This is a genomic window from Streptomyces albus subsp. chlorinus (assembly GCF_013302895.1).
GTDB classification, from domain to species: Bacteria; Actinomycetota; Actinomycetes; order Streptomycetales; family Streptomycetaceae; genus Streptomyces; species Streptomyces chlorinus.
Map to the genome: position 1 here is coordinate 27801 of NZ_VJOK01000001.1, position 15973 is coordinate 43773.

16 protein-coding genes and 2 pseudogenes are annotated in these 15973 nt (G+C 67.8%); 9 read left to right on the forward strand and 9 right to left on the reverse strand.

Annotation, left to right across the window (positions count from 1 at the left end):
• The first annotated feature begins 18 nt into the window (after positions 1–18).
• Both FM076_RS00135 and leuE read left to right on the forward strand, forming a co-directional pair.
• On the forward strand, positions 19–486 hold the full coding sequence (locus FM076_RS00135; RefSeq protein ID WP_173867920.1) for a hypothetical protein: 468 nt from the start codon (positions 19–21) through the stop codon (positions 484–486).
• Positions 487–1121: 635 nt separating this feature from the next.
• Entirely contained in the window at positions 1122–1769 is a 648-nt protein-coding gene (gene leuE, locus FM076_RS00140) for a leucine efflux protein LeuE (protein ID WP_173867921.1), read from the forward strand.
• Between the two features lie 1589 nt (positions 1770–3358).
• Here leuE and FM076_RS00145 read toward each other — a convergent pair.
• Together FM076_RS00145 and FM076_RS00150 are read right to left on the reverse strand one after the other, a co-directional pair.
• Positions 3359–3628, reverse strand: a complete 270-nt coding sequence (locus FM076_RS00145; RefSeq protein WP_173867922.1) for a hypothetical protein — start codon at positions 3626–3628, stop codon at positions 3359–3361.
• A 484-nt stretch (positions 3629–4112) separates the two neighbouring features.
• Positions 4113–4748, reverse strand: a complete 636-nt coding sequence (locus tag FM076_RS00150; RefSeq protein ID WP_173867923.1) for an NAD(P)-dependent oxidoreductase — start codon at positions 4746–4748, stop codon at positions 4113–4115.
• Between the two features lie 97 nt (positions 4749–4845).
• Between FM076_RS00150 and FM076_RS00155 the strand changes: the two genes are divergently transcribed.
• Both FM076_RS00155 and FM076_RS00165 read left to right on the forward strand, forming a co-directional pair.
• Positions 4846–5223 (forward strand): winged helix-turn-helix transcriptional regulator, encoded by a 378-nt coding sequence (locus tag FM076_RS00155; protein WP_173867924.1) that lies wholly within the window; start codon positions 4846–4848, stop codon positions 5221–5223.
• A 690-nt stretch (positions 5224–5913) separates the two neighbouring features.
• The gene (locus FM076_RS00165) at positions 5914–6162 is read left to right on the forward strand and encodes a hypothetical protein (protein WP_173867926.1); all 249 of its coding nucleotides are present in this window, start codon (positions 5914–5916) and stop codon (positions 6160–6162) included.
• Here the strand turns inward: FM076_RS00165 and FM076_RS00170 are convergent.
• Positions 6117–6512 (reverse strand): MerR family transcriptional regulator, encoded by a 396-nt coding sequence (locus FM076_RS00170; protein ID WP_173867927.1) that lies wholly within the window; start codon positions 6510–6512, stop codon positions 6117–6119. The genes FM076_RS00165 and FM076_RS00170 overlap by 46 nt on opposite strands.
• A gap of 61 nt (positions 6513–6573) precedes the next feature.
• Here FM076_RS00170 and FM076_RS00175 point away from each other — a divergent pair, with 61 nt between their 5' ends.
• A complete protein-coding gene (locus tag FM076_RS00175) occupies positions 6574–7299 on the forward strand; it encodes an SDR family oxidoreductase (protein WP_173867928.1) in 726 nt (241 codons plus the stop codon).
• A gap of 633 nt (positions 7300–7932) precedes the next feature.
• Here FM076_RS00175 and FM076_RS00180 read toward each other — a convergent pair.
• The gene (locus FM076_RS00180; RefSeq protein ID WP_173867929.1) at positions 7933–8712 is read right to left on the reverse strand and encodes an SDR family oxidoreductase; all 780 of its coding nucleotides are present in this window, start codon (positions 8710–8712) and stop codon (positions 7933–7935) included.
• Between the two features lie 102 nt (positions 8713–8814).
• Between FM076_RS00180 and FM076_RS00185 the strand changes: the two genes are divergently transcribed.
• The 3 genes and pseudogenes from FM076_RS00185 (at position 8815) to FM076_RS00195 (ending at position 11789) form a co-directional block, all read left to right on the forward strand.
• The gene (locus FM076_RS00185; protein WP_173867930.1) at positions 8815–9645 is read left to right on the forward strand and encodes a helix-turn-helix domain-containing protein; all 831 of its coding nucleotides are present in this window, start codon (positions 8815–8817) and stop codon (positions 9643–9645) included.
• Between the two features lie 175 nt (positions 9646–9820).
• Positions 9821–10672, forward strand: a pseudogene (locus FM076_RS33190) (terpene synthase family protein); the annotation flags it as partial.
• Between the two features lie 22 nt (positions 10673–10694).
• Positions 10695–11789: a thiol-activated cytolysin family protein gene (locus FM076_RS00195; RefSeq protein WP_173867932.1), complete on the forward strand. Its 1095-nt coding sequence runs from the start codon at positions 10695–10697 to the stop codon at positions 11787–11789.
• A gap of 163 nt (positions 11790–11952) precedes the next feature.
• Here FM076_RS00195 and FM076_RS33195 read toward each other — a convergent pair whose 3' ends face one another.
• The 3 genes from FM076_RS33195 to FM076_RS00210 all read right to left on the reverse strand — a co-directional run bounded on the left by FM076_RS33195 (position 11953) and on the right by FM076_RS00210 (position 14588).
• Positions 11953–12474 carry a recombinase family protein gene (locus FM076_RS33195; RefSeq protein ID WP_243274239.1) on the reverse strand — a complete coding sequence of 174 codons (522 nt, stop codon included), beginning with the start codon at positions 12472–12474 and terminating at the stop codon, positions 11953–11955.
• A 650-nt stretch (positions 12475–13124) separates the two neighbouring features.
• The gene (locus FM076_RS00205; protein ID WP_173867933.1) at positions 13125–14021 is read right to left on the reverse strand and encodes an SCO6745 family protein; all 897 of its coding nucleotides are present in this window, start codon (positions 14019–14021) and stop codon (positions 13125–13127) included.
• Positions 14022–14054: 33 nt separating this feature from the next.
• Entirely contained in the window at positions 14055–14588 is a 534-nt protein-coding gene (locus FM076_RS00210; RefSeq protein WP_173867934.1) for a YbhB/YbcL family Raf kinase inhibitor-like protein, read from the reverse strand.
• Positions 14589–14687: 99 nt separating this feature from the next.
• Here FM076_RS00210 and FM076_RS00215 point away from each other — a divergent pair, with 99 nt between their 5' ends.
• The gene (locus tag FM076_RS00215) at positions 14688–15380 is read left to right on the forward strand and encodes a GntR family transcriptional regulator (protein WP_173867935.1); all 693 of its coding nucleotides are present in this window, start codon (positions 14688–14690) and stop codon (positions 15378–15380) included.
• Positions 15381–15382: 2 nt separating this feature from the next.
• Here FM076_RS00215 and FM076_RS00220 read toward each other — a convergent pair whose 3' ends face one another.
• Positions 15383–15538 carry a hypothetical protein gene (locus FM076_RS00220; RefSeq protein WP_173867936.1) on the reverse strand — a complete coding sequence of 52 codons (156 nt, stop codon included), beginning with the start codon at positions 15536–15538 and terminating at the stop codon, positions 15383–15385.
• Positions 15522–15906, reverse strand: a pseudogene (locus FM076_RS34845) (DUF4158 domain-containing protein); the annotation flags it as partial. The pseudogene FM076_RS34845 and the gene FM076_RS00220, both read right to left, overlap by 17 nt.
• Between the last annotated feature and the right edge of the window lie 67 nt (positions 15907–15973).

The window sequence follows — 15973 nt, forward strand, 5'->3', positions numbered from 1 at the left end:
GCACCGCTGGGGTTCTCGGTGTCCCAGTCGGTGGTGCCGCGGTTACCGCAGCGGCGGCCGCTCGTGACCAATCCGGCTCCCCGTTACCAGCTCTCCTTCGGCAACACCGTTTCCGATCTCGGGTTCATCTTCGACGCGCTCGACACCTACGCGGAGAACTACCGGCAGCAGTCCGGCCTCCTGCACGATGGCAGTACGGGAGATCATGGTGAACAACGCCCGGGGCTGCGAGACAGGCTTCAGCGGTGCACGTATTGCTCAATCGCCGAGCGGAGTGACAACACAGGCGACCCGGCCGCCTTCTGGGAGACCGTCGACCGCTACCATCGCGAGTTCGGTATCAACCTCTTTTCGAGGTCGACGACAGCTTCATCGCCAGCCCTCGGTACGTGGATGCGCTCCTGGAGAGGATGCCCGACCGTAGCGGAAGGCTCTTCGCTGACGGCGACCTGGAGCTCATGGTCTACGCACGTGCGCTGGGCCTGACGAAGCGGGAACAACGTCGACAAACTGAAGCGGCTCGGTGTGACCCGCGCCAACATCGGCCTGGATGCTACTGACCCGGAGATGCTGGAGGCCCAGCGGAAGAACAAGACCACTGAGGACAGGAACTTGGAGGCCACCTCACTGCTGAACGACGCAGGATTCGGTGCACGCCTCGTATATCGCCGGCGCCCCGGGCGAACCTCCGGAGACACTGGAACGAACGGTCGAGGGCATCCGCGGACCCTGGACCGGGTGCGCCTCTCCTCGGTGGAATTCTCCCGCTTCATCCCACTTCCCAGCAGCCCCCCGCCCGGGATCTCCTCGTCGACTACGAACAGCAACACCTCAAGAACTCGGCGGAGATCGACGCGTACCTCAAGCAGATCGGTGTCACCGTCTCTGTGACACTCCCGGGGAGATCCGCGACCGCTTCGCGGACCAGGACCCGTTCGACACCGACGAGCTGGGCGCCTTTGGGGCCGACCATCTCACGCACATCGGCGAGAAGTACGCCCTGGAGCGGATCAACGAGGTGGACAAACTCGTCACCAGCCATCATGTTCGTACCGGCATTGATGTCGGATGACGATCCCGGGGAGAGCCTCCGGGACGATCGGCCTGGAGAGGAGAAGCGCATGCTCGGTGTCGACAATCCCGTCACCTACGCTCTGGGGGCTCTCCTCATTATTCTGCTGCCCGGGCCGAGCTCGCTGTTCGTGGTCTCAGTGGCGGCGAAGAACGGCGTGCGGGCCGGGTACCGGGCCGCGATCGGCCAGTTCACCGGCGAGACGTTGCTGATGCTGGCGACCGTGGCCGGGCTCGCGTCCCTGCTGCAGACCAACGACGTGGTCTTCTCGATCGTGAAGTTCGCCGGCGCCGGTTACCTCACCTGGATCGCCGTCGGAATGCTCCGCGCCGCGTACGGCATGTGGCGCGAACGCGACCGACAGACCGACCACGGTGGCGAACCGCTCGCCCCGAAGTCGCGCCTGTTTCGCCGCTCGCTGGTGATCACCCTGCTGAACCCGAAGGCGATCCTGTTCTTCATCTCCTTCTTCGTGCAGTTCATCGACCCCGGGTACGCTTACCCCGCTCTGTCGTTCACTCTGCTTGTGGCGATCTACCAGGCGATCAGCATCGCCTACGTGTCCGTACTGATCTTCAGCGGCACGTACCTCGCCAACCAGTTCCGCCGCCGCAAGCGCCTGTCCGCAGGCATGACCACCACAGCCGGCGGCGTCTTCCTCGGCTTCGCGGCAAAGCTGGCTACCACCAGCAACTAGCGGCTCAGGCACAACCTGGTGAGGGCGTTCGGACAGCTCCTTGGCGGGTTGTCCGAACGCCTACCACGACCCTGCCTCATCGCCGGGAACGCGCTCTGTATCGACCGCGTCAGTGCTCAGTTGCGACCGTCATAGGGCTCGCTTCTATCTCTTGTGGGCACTGCAGAAGAGCCGCTGCGGGCTTGCGGGAGTGCCTCTTACCGTGTGACGGGACTCGGAAAGGGCCCCGCGCTGTCTGGGGCGCGTGTGGGAGCGGGAGTCTGAGCCGGAGGTCGTCGTTGCCGCTGAAGCAGACGGAGCAGGAGTGCCCCCACTGGTAGGAGGGCGTGCGGCCCTGCGCACCAGCAGAATCGGTCGGATATTTTTGTGGGGATGCCCCATCGCGGGCGACACAGGCGCTGCAGGAGTTGGTCGTGCCGGCGGGCTCAGGGGGGCCGTTCTGGCGTCGTTCTTCCGGCTGTCACTGAGGCTGGGTGTGGTCTTGATGAAGCCGGATTCCGGGGGGGGGAGGGGGACGGGTCCCGGGGACGCCCACAGCGGTCATAGACCGTTACTCTCGCACCAACGCTGGTGGTGCCGTTGCTCGACTTCCTCCCAGTCCTCTGCCAGCTGGTTGGGCAGAGCGAGCAGGAGGCTGGCCGCCCATCCAGGCTCTCTTCGGGGCAAGGCCATCAGTACCCCCATCGGCGCGGACGCCGATGGAGCGGCTCATGTCCTCAGTTCGAGGAAGCCGCGGACGCTGGCGGCGTCCGGCGGCGGACGAGTTGGGTGCGCAGGTCGGTCAGTTCGGCGCCACCTCAGGCGGTCATGGTGGGCGACAGCCCCCGCGACATGACCGCCGCCCGCACCGCCCGGGTCCGGGCGGTAGCCGCCGCACGGGTGTGGTACCCAGCAGCCGCACTCCGGACCGCCGGCGCGCAGCATGTGCTCACCCACCCCTCCACTCGGGCCGACCTCCAGCCGCCCGCACCCAATAACAGCATCCTTCCCCCTGGCCACAGTGGAACGGCACCACCCATGGGATGCCACCCCCGCTTTCGGAAGACCACCGTGCACACCGGGCCAGCACCTGGCGCCGAGTCGACCACCTGAGCGCAGCCCCCGCTGCCTGCCAGCCCGGCGTGACCTCTCTCCTCTCCCGCCCACCTCTTCCTGAAAACACTTACGTGATCTCACAGCCCTCTCCCGGTCGTCCGTCTTGGGATACCGTCCCCGCCGCCATATGGAGGCGATCGAAGCGCGTCTCGGCGCCCCGGTCCGCCACGCGCCCACTCCCCCGGGCGGCTTCGGCCACCAGCTCGCCAGTGCCCTCACCCTCACCGACCGGCGCCGCGCCTTCGTCAAAGCCGCCCCCGGAAGGCAACTCCCTCACCGCAGCGAACCTGCACCAAGCCGAAGCCCTGCCCTGCCCTGCCCTGTCCTGCCTGCGGCGCAGCTCCACCGGCCCGTCCCTGGTGTACTTCTCCATGCTGCTCTCCTCCCCTTCCTGGTGGCGGCGGCCGAAGAAGCGGACGGAGGTGGCGTCCTCGTACTGACCCCACTGGCTGCCCAAAACGGTCAGCCAGCCCTCCCACACATCCGCCAGTGCTTCATCGTCCTGGGCGACCCACGCCGCCCGCGATCCCGTCCCAGCGGCGGGTCCGCAGCCGCCGGAACCCGGCCACATCGGTGGCGATGACCCGCTTACGAGGCTCGGCGACACGGGACTGGCCCAGCGGCTGGATCTCCACCCAGGTCCCACCACGGGCATTCAGGCGCGTCAGCAGGTGACGGGACACGTTGCGGCGGCGGTAGGCGCGGGAGGCCGCGTCGATACGGGTGAGCTTGTCCCGCGAGAGGACTGCCTGTGCTGCAGCCACCGGCCCGGCACGCCCCGGACCACCGAGATAGCCGCATCTCGCATCGCCTGATACCCGGCGGCCGAGTTGGTTCAGGTAGTTCAGCCGAGCGTGCAGCCCCCGGCGGGAGGTGATCGGGCAGGGATGCCGCCTTCCGGGACGACCTGGCCAACGCCCAGGCCCGCAACAGCCGACTGGCCGCCCGCGTTCAACAGCTGGAGAAGCGACTGTCGCAGGCTCTGGAAGCTCAAGCATGCAGGAGTTCAGGTTCGGAGCCCCAGCGGACCTCGACGAGCTTCAGCCGGCTAGTCACGAGGCCGGAGCAGCAAAACGTCGAGCTGACGGCGGCATTTAAAGAGGCTCGGTCCGACTTCGATGCCAGTCGAGAGGAGGCCAACCGGACCTGCCGAGAGCCTTGAACCAACGCGGTTGATCTGCGATGCCCCACCGTGGACAGGGGCCTGTAGCCGCCGCGGCACGACGGCTGTCGCGGCGGCGGCCCGGTTCACGCCGTCTCAACGCCTACATGAGTGCGGTGATGACGAGGCTCATCGACTTCGTCGAGCAAGGCGATTGCGAAGTCGTGGTAAGAGATGCGGCTGGCAGCGTTGGCGGAAGCGGTGGAGTAGCGCCCAGAGCGCGTCCCGTCATGATCGAAGTCGCCCGCTGGGCTGACGATCAGCCAGTCCAGCGTAGTGGTCGAGGTGCGCAGCACACCTGCCCCGGCCGCATGAGCTAGGCAAAAGGGGCCGTACTCCGGCGGGAAGCCTGGGCTGTCCATCAGCACTGTCCCGTCGGCGGTCTCCAGAACGGCTGCCAGGCCGACTACGACCAGGCGACCCACGCCGGCCTTCGGCAGCCCGTCCAGGAGGGCTTGGGTAGCGGTTTTGAAGAACATGTCAGCCTGGACGGCAGGGTCGTAGGCAGCCATGATCGCAGCGTCATGACCGTTCGCGAGGTCCGCAACGGAGTCGGCGTCAGTGGCATCACCGGCGAGCAGGCGGACTCCCGGCCCTTCGAGATCTCGGTACCTGCCCGGATCCCGAACGACCGCGGTGACATGGTGCCCGCGCTGGACCGCCTCGCCAACAGCTGCCCGTCCAGCGCGACCACCTGCGCCGAAAACAATGATCTTTCCCATGCGGCTACCTCGCTTCGTCTCAATAAGCTCTGCCTGCTGACTCGGAAAGTAGCCGGAGCCATGGTTACCTCCTGGATACCGAACTACCGTGGCCCCTATGACGAAGCCTCTGGACCCGGACATGTTCGACCCACTCTGCCCTTCTGAACTGATGCCGATCCGCGTGGGCGACAAGTGGGCCGGAATGATCATCCAGTGCCTTGAAGACGGCCCACGACGGTTCTCCGAACTGCGAGTGCCGCTGCGGAACATCACGCCGAAGGTTCTCACCCAGTCACTCCGGGCCCTGGAACGTGACGGCTACGTCATCCGCACCGTCCATGCCGGACCGTCCCGCCATGTCGAATACGAACTGACCTCGCTCGGCAGGAGCCTCCTCGACCTACTGGACGTGATCCGCGCGTGGGCCGAAACTCACTTGGACGAGCTCATTGACGCCCGCGAGGCAGCAGGGCGTGTCACAGCCACTGACTGACGCACCGGGCCTCGTGAACGACAATCAGCGCCACACCTGTTGGACCCGCTACGCTCATCCCACCTGACGCTGAGCTGCATAAAGCGCTCTCCACGCGCCTCGCGCCATCTGGTTATCCCCAGAGAAGGCGGCGTGTGACCTCGGCTGGTGCGCCCTGGCGGGACGTGCCCGAGCGGTACGGCCACTGGCAGACCGTCTACAGGCTGTTGCGGCGTCTACGGGCTGTTTCGTCGCTGGCGGCGGGATGGCGCACCTGGCTTCGCAACATCGAGCAACTGCAGGCCCGGGCGGGCGCCGATGGGCTGATCACCTGGGATGTCTCGGTGGACTCCACCAGCGTGCGCGCCACCAGCATGCGGCGGGCGCCCGTAAAAGGGGGATGTGCAGGTCGAGGCGCCCGGTGGGGTCTTTGCCGAGCCGGCCGACCAGGGGCTGGGGCGCTCGCGGGGCGGTGACCGCCAAGCTGCAACCTGGCGGTTGAACAGACCCAGAAGCCGATGTCCCTGGTGACCACGGCCGGACAGCGCAGTGACTCACCGCAATTCCAGTTGGTCCTGGAGGGCATCCGAGTGCCCCGGCTGGGGCCGGGCCGCCCGCGAACCCGGCCGGAGAAGGTCCGCGCCGACAAGGCCTACGGCCCCCCGCCAACCGCGCCTGTCTGCGTCGCCGGAGTATCCGCTGCACGATGACGTGAATGCCTCGGATGTCTCTGATACTTCGTTCCCGAAGAAGCGCGACCAGGTCGCCCATCGCGCAAAGCGCGGCTCCCGCGGCGGTCGGCCGCCGAAGTTCGATCCGGCCGACTGCAAAGAGCGCTATGCGGTCGAGTGCGGCATCAACCGTCTCAAGCGCCACCGCGCGGTGGCCCCGAGATACGGCCAGCACGCCGTCCGCTACGAGGCGACCGTGCTGGTAGCAGTCCTCGACGAGTGGCTGTGAGCCGCCCCGCCGCGGTTGTCGGCGGCTGTGATGAGCTGGTCGAGTTGGTGCAGTGTGTGGATCATTTCCTCCACCCTGTCCGCGAGGCGGTCGCGTTCGGCGCGCAGCGTGCGGCGCTGGGTGGCGGTGATGCGCCCGTTGTTCACGCAGGGCAGCAATGTCGCGATGGTACGGCTGTTGAGGCCGGCCGCGTAGAACTGCTGGAAAAGGCGTACCACCTCGATGGTGTCCTCGGTGTAGCGGCGCTGTCCCGAGGGTGTGCGCTCCGGGCTGAGTAGACCTTGTTCCTCGTAGTAGCGCAACGCGCGCACGCTCACGCCGGCCCGCCGCGCAAGCTCTCCGATCTTCATCCCCCGTTTTCCCTTCCCGCGCTTGACTCTCACGTTGGCGTGAGGTTTTAGCGTAGCGGGCATGGACATTCGAAACGAGATAGCGCTGGTCACAGGCGCGAACCGTGGTATCGGGCACAGCTTCGTCACCGAGTTGCGGCGCCGGGGTGTGAAAAAGGTCTATGCGGCCGCCCGTCGGCCCGAGACCGCCCCCGAGATGCCTGGTGTCGTCCCGCTGATGCTGGACGTCACCGATGACGCGTCCGTGACCCGGGCCGCAGCCATGGCCGACGACACGACACTGCTCGTGAACAACGCCGGGGTGTCGACCTTCGCCCGGCTCACCGACGGCGCGGAGGAGGATATCCGGCTGGAGATGGAGACCAACTTCTTCGGCACCCTGCGCATGGTGCGTGCCTTCGCGCCGGTCTTGAGCGCCAATGGCGGCGGTGCCGTGCTGAATGTGCTGTCGGTCATGGCGTGGATGGCGCACGAGCACTCCAACAGCTACGGGGCGTCCAAGGCCGCGGCCTGGGCTCTGACCAACGGGATCCGGTACGAACTTGCTGATCAGGGCACTCAGGTCACGGCGCTGGCCATGGCAAGCGTCGACACCGACATGATGGCCGGCATCGAGGACGAGAAGTCGGACCCCGATTTGATCTCCAAAGCGGCGCTGGACGGCCTTGAGGCCGGTTCCCTCGAAGTACTGGCCGACGGGCGGACGGCCCAGTGGAAGTCCCGGCTCGGTGAGGACCCGGCCGTTCTGTATCCGCAGCTGTCCGCGCATAGCGCGGCCACGCCGTGAGCTGACCAGCCGGGACGGATGTGGATGCCCTCACCCACGGTCCCGGACGCGGCACCATTCCTCAAGCGCGCTTTCGCAACAGGCCCCATGGGTACGAGCGCCGAACCACCGCGGCGCCCGGCTGCTGGGTCCGAACTGGCCCGTCTCCGTCAAGGTTCGCGCCTTCGGCCGGCCTTGTGCACTCCAGCCGGTGACATCCGTGCAACCCTGCCGGGCGCTGGTCCGGTCGTGGAGGGTGAGGGTGTTTGTGTCCAGGGCGGCGTCGGTGACGCGAGCGATGAGCAGCCGGGGCATCGAGGCAGCAGTGAAGCAGGCCGTGACCGGTTGGGCCGTCAGGTGCGGGTGAGCAGTGCCGGCCTGGAGGCGGCAGAGGTCGCCGAGGCAGTAGAGGGGCACGGTGAGGCTTCGCGGAGGCGTTGCCAGCCGCTGCGGAGGTGCCGGATGGCTCCAGGTAGCCGACGCGGTGAAGGTGCCTGGCGTTGGTCTCGTGCTCGGCCAGCAGCTCTGCCGTCTCGGCGCGCTGGAGCCACTGGCCGAGGCGGCCGGCGGCTCCGGGCAGCGGCGGAGCCGGTGGACGCCCCCAGATCGCGGCCGTCGTAGGCAGGGTGGCCTTTTTCCGTAAGGCTGATGGGTTCAGCGCTGGCGGGTGGGGCGTACGACGATCTCGTTGACATCGACGTCGGGCGGCTGCGCGAGGGCGTAGGAGACCGCGCCGGCGATGGCGTCGGGTCCGATGGCGTGGGCGCGGTAGGCGCGCATGGCCTCGGCGGCGCCGGCCTCGGTGATGGTGTCGGCGAGTTCGGACTCGACCACGCCGGAAGAGATGGTCGTGACCCGGATCGAGGGGGCCGACTCCTGGCGCAGGCCCTCGGTGATCGCCCAGGCCGCGTACTTGGTGCCGCAGTAGACGGCGCCGGTGGGCACGACCTGGTGGGCGCCGATGCTCGCGACCGTGACGAAGTGCCCCGAGTCCTGCTCAGTGAATACGGGCAGTGCCGCGGCGATGCCGTGCAGCAGGCCGCGGACGTTCACGTCGATCATCCGGTCCCACTCCTCGACGAGCAGGGAGTCCAGCCGCGACAGGGGCATGACGCCGGCGTTGTTGACGAGGACATCGACGCGACCGTGACGGTCGCGGGCGGACTGTACGAAGGCCGCGACGCCGGCGCGGTCCGTCACATCCAGCCGTACCGGCTGCAGGCCGCCGCCCGAGCGGGCGGCGGCCCCGGCCGTCTGCTCAACCAGCCTCCGCAGGTGGCCTGTGCGGCGCGCACCGGCCACCACCTGGTGTCCCTCCGCTACAAGCTGTGCGGCGACGGCCGCACCGATGCCGCTGCTGGCACCGGTGACGAGGACGACCTTGCGGCCGGCCGGCCCGACGTGTCCGGAATGCTGTTCGAGTTGTGTGGTCATGGGATCGAGGCTGGTCCTGCCGGACCGCGCGCGGGAGAGGCGGCGTTCTCCTGGGTGCAGCGCACCCAGGAAGCGTGGCGGGCCCGGACCTAGCATGACGGCATGGCACGCTCGGAACTCGGCTCCTACCTCACCGCCCGGCGCGCTCGCGTCACCCCGGCCGAGGTGAACCTCCCTGCCACCGGGCACCGCCGGGTGGCGGGGCTGCGGCGCGAGGAAGTCGCCCTGCTCGCCGGGGTCAGCGCCGACTACTACATACGTCTGGAGCAGGGGCGGGAGCGCACGCCCTCCGAGCAGGTTCTCGACGCGCTGGCCGCCGCCCTGCGGCTGGGCGAGGACGGCCGCCAGCACCTGTTCCGGCTCGCAGGCCGCGGCCCACGCGCCCGGGCCGCAGCCGTGACCGGCCGGGTCGAGCCGAGCCTGCTGGCGCTCATGGACGCCTGGCCGCACAATCCGGCCATCGTCCACAACCGCGCGTACGACGTCCTGGCGTCCAACACCATCGCCGATGCGCTCTTCCACGGCTGGACACACTCACGCAACCTCATGCACGTCGTGTTCACCGACCCGACCGCCCGCGTCTTCTACCGCGACTGGCACGACGTCGCGCGCAACTCCGTGGCCGGTTTTCGGTACGGCCACGGCGCGGCACCGCACGACCCCCGAGTGCGGCAGGTGCTCAGCGAACTGCTCGAGCAGAGTGTGGAGTTCGCCGAACAATGGCACCGCCACGATGCCCGGGGCAAGGCGCTGGAGCACAAACGCTTCGAGCACCGCGACGTGGGACCACTCACGCTGACCATGCAGACCTTCGACGTCCGCTCGGCCCCGGGCCAGGAACTCGTCGTCTACCACGCGGAGCCGGCCTCGCCCAGCAGCGAGGCACTCGCACTTCTCGGCTCTCTGGCGGCGGCGACACACCGCGAGTACTGAACCGGTACGAACATGTACCCAGCAGGCGGCACACCGGGAAACCCCCCACACCATTACAGCATCCTCACACTGCCGTGACCGTGTCGCAGCAGGCCAGCGCACTCCACCGGTCGGCCACGAAGCGAGCAAGGCCACGGCGCCGGGTGTCTCGTCGCGGATTTGCGGGGAGTCGGGGTTGGGCTCCAGCCTGTACAGGAACGAGCGCACCCGCACCGGTGCTGTGCCGAGCGGCCCGGCCGGCCTGGGCACCGCTGGCGCGAACGTGAAGTCGCTGCTCGCGTCCGCCGGGGCCGCTCGGCTGCGGGCGTAGGCCCACGTGCCGTACCGGAAGGTCGGACCCTCGCCGCTGCCCGACTCCCGATGCCCTTCGCGGTTCGGCTGAGCCCGCACCTGGATGAGGCCCGCCGCTGCGCAAAGGACTGGGCGTACCGCATGGGCGTCCTCCAGGAGGGCGTGGGGCGAGAGCCAACTCGATACGAACGACGTGCCACTGTTCCCGGCCGGTAGCTATCCGGACGCGAGCGCAAAGGAGCTCACTCTCAGCTCGGAGTGGCTCACCTGGGGCTTCTGCGGCGATGACTACTTCCCGCTCGTCTACGGGCACCGACGCGACCTGGCCGCGGCCAGGATGTGCACCGAACGCCTGTAGGCCTGCATGCCGCTGGAGGGAGAGGTGCCCGAGACCCGGCCAACGCGCTGGAACGCGGCCTGGCTGATCTGTGGGCGTACGACGGCGCGGATGTCCTTACAGGGACGGCGCACACTGCGGGACTCGGTTGACGTGATGACGCAGAGCTGGCTGTGGGAGCTGGCCAACGAACTCCCGAACCGGATCCCGGACCCCGGTCGACTACCTGGAGATGCGCCGCGCGACCATCGGCTCCGAACTCATCTTGATTCTTCACCGCCTCGGCCATGGGCCCCATATCCCCCACAGGTCTACCTCAGCGGCCCTGTACGGTCATTGGAGAACGCGGCCGTCGGCTACGGGTGCCTGCTGAACGAGGTCTTCTCGCGCCAGAAGAAAGATCAAGGTCAACATCACCGGGTTGACAACCAATCCTGTCATCGATTCTGTCGAGCCCAACTGGAGCGACTGCATCAACGCCATCAAGGACGCGGTCAAGGACGCGCAGCCGGGTGCGCGGGATTTCTACCTTTTCCACACCCAGGCGCAGTGTTCGCAGCAGGTCTGCCTGGAACTCGGCATTTCGGCGAAGTATCTCAAGTTCGAGGGAAGCCTCAACATCGGGGCCACGCACAAGAAGTACAGCAACACCGTTGTCGCCTACATTCGGGAAAAGGCATTTTCGGCTTCTGTGGGCATCACCGACCTCGATGATTTCTTCAATGAAGATTTCACGAACAAATATCTCGCGACCCTGAAGAAGCGAAAGAAGGTCGGAGAGAAGAACCCGCCTCTGTATGTGTCATCTGTCATGTACGGGCGCATCCTCTTCTTTGCGGTGAGCGCGGAGGAGACGGCAACAAAAATTTCGGCAGCCATTTCGGCCTCGTACGGCGGGTGGGCGGGTGTCGACGCCAAGCTGAAGGCCGAGTACCAGGACCTGTTGAAGGACGCCAAGACACCCGCACTTGGCGTAGGCTGCCCGGGAAATATCGGGGATCTCCTGCAGGGTGCGGCCGGCCTCAAGCATTACCTCGACAAGCTGAACAATTCTCCTGACCAGTACAGCATCGTGGGTTGTCAGCTCAAGACCTTCGAAGACAAGATCGCCAAGCAGAGCGAAACGGCCAAGTACAACCAGACTGTCTGGTCGAAGAATTCCGCAACAATCGAAGTGTTGCACAGTAAAGGTGAAACCGAAATTGAGGGCTCACTGTCCCTCAACGGTCCGAATTCCCAGACGGGGAAGTGGCAGCCGGATCGCACACTGAATCCCACCGCGAAAACGCAGTTCGATCGAGGGCAACACGATTACCAGGGCCCCGTTACCAAAGGAACCTTCACGGGGCGGGTGAAGCACGCGGCAGGCTGGACGGACTACAACGGCAATCTAGCGAAACTCGTCACCTTCTATCACACGCTTGGTGAACACTGGGCGAAGATGACTATTCACAACAATGCAGACACCATTCAGCATGAGTCCCTCGGCGTCTGGGTGAAGACCACCATGAATTAGGCAGTGTCTCTCCCGGTTGGGCGAGCGGACGGCGCACAGGAATATCCCATATTGCGAAGAATGCGACCCGAGACGGAATCGCGGCGCCGTTTGCAGGTAGCTGGTGTGATGGTGGCGGCCATCTGTGGCCTCGCGGTCTGGCCGGTCCCGTGGGCGGTTTCCCTCACCGGTGGCTACGAGTCCCAGACGGCCGCGCAGGCCCCTGGTCCTGGTGCGTCTCCGTCCAGGAGTAACCGGCCAGGCGCAAGCCCTGGCATACAGCGGTGCATGGACAACCACTCGCACGGTGGCGACCGCTACCCACTGCCTGACCGGCGGCAGCACGGGCGTGCCGCCGGGACACGGTGTTGGTCGGACTGGATCTGCTCGCGGACTCGCCGCCCGCGCGGCGCCGGAGCACGGTGTCGAGCATCTCGTTGGTGATGACGGGCGGCCCGCCGCCGTGCTCGCCCTTGCGGGCCGCGGTGTCGAGCCCTTCGAGCGTGGACTCGCGGATGTTATCCCGCTCGGTCTCCGCCATCGCGGCGAAGAACGCGAACAGTACTTCCCCCAGTAGCTTCCCCGGGCCAGTGGGGCCGTAGATGCCGGACAGGTGCCCGGCGAACATTTCCAAGGCCAGGCCGTGGGCGGTGAGATGGTCGGCGAGCGCGGTGATTTCGGCGGCGTCGCGGCCGAGCCGCTTCATCTCGTAAACGGTTGAAGGTGACCCGGCAGTGCGGGGCGTGAACTTTGACCTCACGCACTGTCTTCAGCGCCTCCTCGAACTTCGGGCAGATCCGGACGCGGTTCTGATCTTCTCGCTGAAGATCTTGCCTGCAAGGATGCCGTTCTGGCTGAGGGCGTCGAGCTGGGAGTCGGCTTTCTGCCCGAGTTTCTGCCCGAGCGTCGAGCACCGCGCGTACCCGATGGGGATGTCCGCGCTCGGCAGGTCCGGGTCGATCGGCGCCGGGCGCCCGGCCGCCACGGTGGGCCCGTCCGCGCTCGGCCGGGGTCACGGTCGGCCGGGGTTGGCACCCGCAGCGCCCTCTTCAACCAGGGCACCTTCGTGAAGCGGTGGGGGTGGCCGGCGGGGCGACCGCGCCGCCGCGCGAGCGGCAGGGCGAGCCGGGCTGGACGTCACACTTCGGACGGGCGTGCTGTTCGACGTCGTCCGCGTCCGACCGGTCGGTTGGGGAAGGCTGCTGACGGTCCGCCATGAGACCGGATTTCACACAATGCAAGGTTCAGAAGGGGGGTCGTCCCGCTTCCGAGTAAGAACGGGTTCTGCCAGCGAGCCCGGGGGTTTGCCAGTGATCGAGCGGCCTGCGGTTGATCTTGCTCGGGCAAAGGACCTGCTTATGTGAGGTCGGACTGTCCGCGAACGGCCTGGAACGTCCCTGCTGCGGTGAACGCGCTGCTGATCGGCGCGATGAGCGAGGCGAAGCGGCGGGCACCTGCGTTGCCGATCGGCGCCCATAGCGCGGCGCAGTGCTCGTCCGTCTCCACTTCGATGCGCTCGCGTGCCGCACTGCCGGTGTCGGTGACAACGCCGTGGGAGTCGAGCCAGCCGCGCGCGACGAGGCGTGCCGTCGCCGCGCTCCACTCCTCGTCGTCCCACTGGCGGGTCGCTCGCGCGAGAGCTGCGGGGAGACGGCCGGTTGCGGTGTGCAGGACGAGGCAGTCGCACGGCCCGAGGCCGTTGTCGGCGAGTGCGACGAGATGGGCGTCGCCGCGCCACTCGCGTGCCACTGTGATCTGCTGCCACAGTGCGACAAGGGGATCGGGTGGAAGCGGGACCGATGCGTTCGCGGCGGCCAGCACCTTGCCTGCATAGTCGGCACCGGCGACGACCGCGTCGATCAGCGAGCGCGCCTCGGCGAGGTGGTCATCGCTGAGATGTACGTTGACGCGCCGCATCGCCCGGCCGGCGGCCAGAAAGCGGGCGGCCTGCCACCGCTCCGGCGGCGCGGCGTCCCATACGCCCACCATGGCCCGCACTGCCCGCGGGCTGAAGTTGTAAAAGGCCGCGAGCGTGGCCTGCCACGGAACCGCGCCCATCGCGGCCGACCGGAAGGCAAGATACGCCGGCCCGCGGTCGGTCACGCCGAGCTCGGCCGCCTCCTCGGCGGTCTCGGGGACAAGATAGATGAACAGGTGGGCGGCGCTGACGGCGCGGCTGACGTCGCGTACGGCGTTCAGGCCCATCGGGCCGCCTCCGATGCGGGCGGAGCCGGGAAAGGCGTCGAGGTGCATGGCGGTGGTGTCTCCGGAAGTCGGGCGGCGCTGTCAGGCGGGTGTTTCGGCAGTGGCGATCAACACGGCGCGTCCGAGGGTGTGACCGGCCATGGTGAAGCCGAGGACGGCGGGGGTGGCGTCGGCCGGGACGCCTGCCGAGGGGATGTCGAGGGCGTGCACCACGACGAAGTAGCGGTGCGGGCCGTGGCCGGCCGGCGGGGCGGCGCCGATGTAGCGGGCCGCGCGGGCGTCGTTGGGCAACTGGTAGGCACCCTCGGGCAGGCCCGAGCCGGTCTCGTCGCCGGCGCCCTCGGGCAGCTCGGTGACTGTGGCGGGGATGTCGGCGACCGCCCAGTGCCAGAACCCGGACCCGGTGGGGGCGTCGGGGTCATAGACGGTGACGGCATAGCTCTTGGTGCCGTTCGGGGCGCCGCTCCAGGACAGCTGCGGGGATGTGTCCTTGCCGCCGGGCAGGCCGGAGGAGCGCTGCTCGGGCGGCCACGCGGCGCCGTCGGTGACGGTGGTGCTGGTGACGGTGAACGAGGCCGCCTGGGGGAGGCGGGCGAAGGGATCGTTGGCAGGCACAGCGGTCGTTCCTTTCCGGACGAAGGTGTCCTCATCGGCTACTGAATCGACAGTAACACAGATAATCGATTATCCAGGGGATCAGTCTAGGATGGACCCATGACTCAGACGGCGCGCTCCTCGACCCCGCCGGGGAAACAGATGCTTTCGGAGCAGGTCTACGCACACCTGCGGGACGCGATCATGCGCGGGGACTACTCCCCCGGCGCCTCTCTCAAGCCGCAGGATCTCGCCAGGGAGCAAGGCGTGAGCCTGGCCGTGGTGCGCGAGGCGCTCGTGCGGGTGGTCGGCGAGGGGCTCGCCGACCGGCTGCCCAACCGCGGTTTCGCGGTCCCATCCTTCTCCGACCACCGCTGGCAGGAGATCGCGGAAGCCCGTCGGACCATCGAACCGGTCATCCTGCGCATGTCCATCGAGCGCGGCGACGTCGACTGGGAGGCCCGCGTGCGGGCCGCCCATCATCGTCTGGTGCGCACCCCGGCGTACGTGCCGGAGGAGGGCGAGTACTACACCGGCACCTGGGCCGAGGCTCACCGGGCCTTTCACCGCACGCTGCTGGAAGGGTGTGGCAACCGCGCGCTGCTGGAGACCTTCGACCGGTTGTGGACCGCGAGTGAGCTGGCCCGTCGTTGGTCGGCGCACCGCAATCCCGGCCGGGACGGCGCCGAGGAACACCGCAGGCTGGAGGAAGCGGTGCTGGCCCGCGACGCCGACACCGCAGCCGCGGTCCTGGTCCAGCACCTCACCTTGACCGCGGCTGCTCTGACCGAGGATTCAGGCCAGGCCACCTAGTCTTACGCCACAGCAGCGAGGTCGAGGTGGGAATTCATGTCCAGCTCGAACCGGCCGTAAGGGTTCACGTGGGTCCAGAACGGCGGGGACAGGGCCCGCCGGTCGGCGTCGGTGAGCCGCTTCTGCCACTTACAGCGGTTGGCGCTGAGAGCGATCATGGTCAGCCTGCGAGTGCGCTGACCGGTTCTCGTAGGCGTCCCGGGCCCCCACGCATGCTCGTACGCCGTCTTCGGCCACTCGGTCCACCGCTTCCCCACCGACGCTTCCTCGATTCCGAACTGCGCGGCCAGGTGCTCGACCACCGGTCACGGCGCGTCCAGTGGGTCATCCGGGAGGAACCGACCGAAGTAGCGCAGCGCGCAGCGTGCACCTCCGGAGGGCGAAGCGAGCTGGTGGAGCGTCGCCGGGCGATCAGGCCGCGATCGACGTCCGGGAAGAAGAACCGCTCCAGCTCGGAGCGGGTCGGTTCCTCGGCGAACTTCCCGTACGCCTCGGCCTGCTCACCAGTCGGAAACTCTGCCGGCACGAGCGGACCGGAGCCAGCCCCCGGCACCCGCCCGGCGGTCTTTCCGCGAACCCCGGCGGAGCCCCCA

Bases quoted from the DNA above. Each gene is read 5' to 3' on its own strand.
- leuE (WP_173867921.1), top strand. From the start codon at position 1,122: ATGCTCGGTGTCGACAATCCCGTCACCTACGCTCTGGGGGCTCTCCTC.
- FM076_RS00150 (WP_173867923.1), bottom strand. From the start codon at position 4,748: ATGGGAAAGATCATTGTTTTCGGCGCAGGTGGTCGCGCTGGACGGGCA.
- FM076_RS00155 (WP_173867924.1), top strand. From the start codon at position 4,846: ATGACGAAGCCTCTGGACCCGGACATGTTCGACCCACTCTGCCCTTCT.
- FM076_RS00170 (WP_173867927.1), bottom strand. From the start codon at position 6,512: ATGAAGATCGGAGAGCTTGCGCGGCGGGCCGGCGTGAGCGTGCGCGCG.
- FM076_RS00175 (WP_173867928.1), top strand. From the start codon at position 6,574: ATGGACATTCGAAACGAGATAGCGCTGGTCACAGGCGCGAACCGTGGT.
- FM076_RS00180 (WP_173867929.1), bottom strand. From the start codon at position 8,712: ATGACCACACAACTCGAACAGCATTCCGGACACGTCGGGCCGGCCGGC.
- FM076_RS00185 (WP_173867930.1), top strand. From the start codon at position 8,815: ATGGCACGCTCGGAACTCGGCTCCTACCTCACCGCCCGGCGCGCTCGC.
- FM076_RS33195 (WP_243274239.1), bottom strand. From the start codon at position 12,474: ATGAAGCGGCTCGGCCGCGACGCCGCCGAAATCACCGCGCTCGCCGAC.
- FM076_RS00205 (WP_173867933.1), bottom strand. From the start codon at position 14,021: ATGCACCTCGACGCCTTTCCCGGCTCCGCCCGCATCGGAGGCGGCCCG.
- FM076_RS00215 (WP_173867935.1), top strand. From the start codon at position 14,688: ATGACTCAGACGGCGCGCTCCTCGACCCCGCCGGGGAAACAGATGCTT.
- FM076_RS00220 (WP_173867936.1), bottom strand. From the start codon at position 15,538: ATGATCGCTCTCAGCGCCAACCGCTGTAAGTGGCAGAAGCGGCTCACC.